General features: G+C 68.9%; 4 protein-coding genes and 1 pseudogene. 3 read left to right on the forward strand and 2 right to left on the reverse strand.

Annotation, left to right across the window (positions count from 1 at the left end; all coding sequences use genetic code 11):
• Positions 1-71 precede the first annotated feature (71 nt).
• A complete protein-coding gene (locus H0W38_RS17315; protein ID WP_292456367.1) occupies positions 72-575 on the reverse strand; it encodes a mechanosensitive ion channel domain-containing protein in 504 nt (167 codons plus the stop codon).
• 261 nt (positions 576-836) lie between these two features.
• On the opposite strand from H0W38_RS17315, the gene H0W38_RS17320 reads away from it, so the two are divergent.
• Positions 837-980, forward strand: coding sequence for a hypothetical protein (locus H0W38_RS17320; protein ID WP_292456368.1), 144 nt, complete (start codon positions 837-839; stop codon positions 978-980).
• Here H0W38_RS17320 and H0W38_RS17325 read toward each other — a convergent pair.
• Positions 981-1152, reverse strand: a pseudogene (locus H0W38_RS17325) (tyrosine-type recombinase/integrase); the annotation flags it as partial.
• Between the two features lie 190 nt (positions 1153-1342).
• Between H0W38_RS17325 and H0W38_RS17330 the strand changes: the two are divergent.
• Together H0W38_RS17330 and H0W38_RS17335 are read left to right on the forward strand one after the other, a co-directional pair.
• Positions 1343-2545, forward strand: coding sequence for an ABC transporter substrate-binding protein (locus tag H0W38_RS17330; protein WP_292456371.1), 1203 nt, complete (start codon positions 1343-1345; stop codon positions 2543-2545).
• Positions 2542-4419 (forward strand): hybrid sensor histidine kinase/response regulator (locus H0W38_RS17335; RefSeq protein ID WP_292456373.1); only part of this gene is annotated, 1878 nt, incomplete at its 3' end. The genes H0W38_RS17330 and H0W38_RS17335, both read left to right, overlap by 4 nt.

Below are 4419 nucleotides of genomic sequence, written 5' to 3' on the forward strand. Positions count from 1 at the left end.
CCTGCTGGGTGGGGAAAGGCATGTCGATGCCCGCTGCCTTGAGTGCCGCGAAGGCCTTTTCCAGGACCGCGTCACGCGAAGTCAGCACGTCGAAGCGACGCGGTGGTTCGATCCACCAGCGCAGGCGGATGTTGACTGTGCTCGGTTAGATCCACCACCAGCACGTCGGGCGGTGGATCCTGCAACACGCCGGGCAGTCCCTGCAGTGTGTCCAGCAGGAGCTTCTTGGCCTGCGCTGGGTTGTCGCCGTAGCCGATGCCGAAGTCGTACTCCAGTCGCCGCGTGTCGCGTGCCGTGTTGACCGTGACCGAATTGGTGGACAGGTCGCCATTGGGGATCACCACCCTGCGGCCGTCGTAGGTCTTGATGAAAGTGGCGCGGGTCTGAATTTCCTCCACCGTGCCTTCGAACTCCTTCATCATGATCTGGTCGCCGATGCGGAAGGGCTCATTGAGCAGCAGCAGGATGCCGGCCAGAAAGTTCTGCAGGATGTCCCGGAAGGCAAAACCGATGGTCATGAAGCCGTTGAGCATCTCTTGCAGGGATTCAGTGGCTTCGCTGATGTCGAGGTTCATGTATGCGCTTTCGAAGCGGCGCTTGGTTCGTCAGCAACATCGGCGCCCTTGCTTGCATCGCCGCGGACGACCCACGCCGAAACCGAACCGCGGCAGGGCACGAGGGGGCAACTGGCATGCCGGCCGCCCGAGAGCGCAACGAGCAAGTGCAGCAAGCATCGGGCCCAGGGCTGCGCGAAACTCACGGCAGCGCCGCGAGCGCGGCGCTGCCGGTGCATAGCGACCGCGAGACCACGACCCTTTTTCCGCCGGAGAACCCCCATGACCGCCTCGATCGTCGAACGCCGCGCCCGCGCCACCGATCGCCAGCGCCTGCAGCTTCTCGAGCGGCCTGAGCGCTGGCTCGAAACGCCGAAGGTAGGCACGTCGCGATTTGCCTATCGGGCGGCCCGCACGACGTGTTGATCAGATGTCTGCCTGTTCGGAAATGGGCATCGTCCACCTCGATGCCGAGATACTTCACCGTCGACTCGAGTTTGGAATGGCCGAGCAGCAACTGCACGGCCCGCAGGCTCTTTGTGCGCCGATAGATCAGCGTCGCCTTGGTTCGCCGCATCGAGTGCGTGCCGTAGTCTGCCGGGAGCTGGCGGTGCACCACACGGTCGAGGCGCTGCTGCGCGGCCGCTCACCTGTCTGATGCCGCCGATGCAGCACCGACGCACCGAACGCGCAACGCGGAGATGCACCGAACACCGGGCACACGGGTCCACGGTAGTGTGCCGGACCCAACCGGCTGCACTGCGCCGCTGGTTTGCACTGGACTGCCGATGAACGAGCTGGTACGCCTCACCGACCGGCGACGCTTCTCCCGCCGCCTGTTTGCGCTGCTCGCCGCGCCCGCGCTGGCGCGGGCGGCGCCGTCCGGTGCGCCGGTGCTGCTCGGCATCGACGGCGAGTTCGGGCTGCAGAACAGCACCTCGGCCCAGGCGATCGAACTGGGCATGCGCGTCGCCGTCGCGCAGATCAACGACAGCGGCGGCGTGCTCGGCGGGCGGCCTTTGCAGATCGTCACCAAGGACCATCGCTCGATCCCGGCACGCGGAATCCGCAACATCAGCGAGTTCGCCGCGATGCCCGAGCTGGTCGCGGTATTCGGCGGGCGTTTCAGCCCCGTGGTCATCGAGCAGTTGCCGGTGCTCACGCGCACCGGGCTGCTGTTCATCGCGGTGTGGTCGGCGGCCGACGTCATCGTCGACAACGACAGCCAGCCGAACTACGTCTTCCGGCTGTCGCTGCGCGACGGTCTGGCGATGCCGTACATGCTCGAATCGGCCAGGCGCCGCGGGCTGCTGCGCGTCGGGCTGCTGCTGACCAACACCGCCTGGGGACGCAGTAACCTGGCGGCCGTCGAGCGCTTCCAGCAGACGCAGAACAGCCCGGCGGTTGTCGGTACCTCCTGGTACAACTGGCAGGAACGCTCGCTGATCGGCCAGTACGGCAAGCTGCGCGAGGCTGGGGCGCAGGCCATCGTGCTGGTCGCCAACGATGACGAGGCGGCACTGCTAGTGCGCGAGATGGCGGCGTTGCCGGCGGCGCAGCGTGTGCCCGTGATCAGCCACTGGGGGGTCACCGGCGGGCGTTTCGTCCAGGAGGCCGGGCCGGCGCTGGCGAAGGTCGATTTTTCGGTGATCCAGACCTTCAGCTTCTTCAACGCCCGCAAGCTGCAGCTCGACCGTTTCATGGCCAGCGCCGCCGCCTTCGGCGTGCGCCGCATCGAAGACATCGATAGCCCGGTCGGCGTGGCCCACGCCTACGACATGACCCACATCCTGGCCAAGGCGATCGACCTCGCGGGCAGCACGCGGCGCGCGGCGGTGCGCGATGCGCTCGAGCGTGTGCCCTCGCACGACGGCCTGGTGCGGCGCTACGCACCGCCGTTCGCGCCGGGCCGGCACGAGGCGCTGGGTGTTGATGACCTGCTGATGGCGCGCTACCGCGCCGACGGCGTACTGGTGCCCGTCGCCCGGTGAGTGCGCTGGCCCGACTGCGACCGACCAGCCTCGCGCAGCGCTTCGCGCTCGCCGCGGCCGGGTTGGCGGCAGCCGCGCTGCTGCTGATCACGCTGGCCTCGTGGCGGCTGATCAGCAGCGAACACGACGAGGCGGTGCGCCAGCTGGCTGCGACCGAGCGGCAATACCGCGCCGAAGCCGTCGGCGACGACCTGAACGCGCTGGCCTCGCGCATGACCGAGATGGCCGAGAGCACGATCCTGGCCACCGGGCTGGTCGACAGCGCCGGGCGCGAGACCTATCTGGCGCCGTTCCTGAACGGCATCCGGCAGATCAGCGGGGTGCCGGTGCAGGTACTGTTCACCGACTTCGAGGGCCAGGAGATCGCCAGCAACGGCGTCGCCCAGTTCGCCGAGGCCGAGCTGCAATGGCTGCGCGTCGAACTGGCCGAAGGCCGGGCCGGCGCGACGGTGTTCAAGTCGGCGCAGGACGCCGGTACGCTGGTCGCGCTCGCGCCGATGCACTATGCGCGAACGACCTCACCCGAAGGCGCGCTGTTCTACAAGGTGTCGCTGGCCGACCTGCGGCTGGGCGACGCGATGACTCTCGAATGGGGCCCGCGTGCCGCGGACGCCATCGACGATGCCGGCGCAGCGACGGTGCCGGTGCCGCCGGTCTTCGAGCCGCTGCACTTTCGCGTGCGCGGCGGGCATGACGCCTCCGCCACCCTCGCCGAGCTGGCGCCGGGCTACCTGAGGATCGCGTTGATCGCGTCGATCCTGTTCGGCACGGTGGTGCTGGTCGGCGCCAAGCTGGCCAGACTGATGACCCGCGACCTCGAGCAGTTGCGTGTCTTCGCGAATCGCTTCGTCGGCAGCGGGCTGGGCGGCGAACGTGCGCCGGTCGGCGGCAGCCTGGAGGTGTCGAGCCTGGCCCATTCGATCAACACCATGCTCGACCGGCTCGGCGAGCAGCACACCACGCTGTCGGCCGAGCGCGAGAAGCTTACTGGGTTGACCGACGCACTGCGTGTCGCCGACCGGCGCAAGGACGATTTCCTGGCGATGCTGGCGCACGAGCTGCGCAACCCGCTGGCGCCGATCACCACCGGTGCCGAACTGCTCAAACGTGTGCCCGGCTCTGATCCGCGGCTGCTGCGCACCACTGCGATCATCGAGCGCCAGGCGCGGCACATGAGGGAGATCCTCGACGACCTCCTTGACGTGTCGCGCGTGACACGCGGGCTGGTCACGCTCGAGCTGGCGCCGCTGCAGCTGGCCGACGTGGTGCGCATGGCGGTCGAACAGGTGCGCCCGCTGGTCGAGCAGTACGGGCACACGCTGCAGGTCGACGTGCCGCCCGGCGTGCTGCAGGTGCGCGGCGACCGGGCGCGGCTGATCCAGGTGCTGAGCAACCTGCTAACCAACGCGGCGAAGTACACCCCCGAGGGCGGGCAGATCACGCTGCTTGTGCAGCCCGACGCCGAGGTGGCCCGCATCGTCGTGCAGGACAACGGCGCCGGCATCGCCGCCGAGCTGATGCCGGAGATCTTCGACCTTTTCTCGCAGGGTTCGCGCACCGTCGAGCGCGCCCAGGGCGGGCTCGGCCTCGGGCTGGCACTGGTCAAGCACCTGGTCGGGCTGCACGGCGGGACGATCGATGCGGCCAGCGACGGCGCCGGGTGCGGTGCGACCTTCACGGTGTGCCTGCCGCGCGACGAGCAGCCCGGCGCAGCGCAGCCGGCCGAGGCTGCGGCGGCACAGCCGCCGGCACAGCGCAGGCTGCGCCTGATGTTGGTCGACGACAACGTCGACGCGGTGCAGAGCATGGCCGCGCTGCTCGAGATCGAGGGCCACGAGGTGCAGGTCGCGCACGACGGCAGCACAGCGCTGGCG

The organism is Methylibium sp. (genome assembly GCF_013817365.1).
Lineage (GTDB): Bacteria > Pseudomonadota > Gammaproteobacteria > Burkholderiales > Burkholderiaceae_C > Methylibium.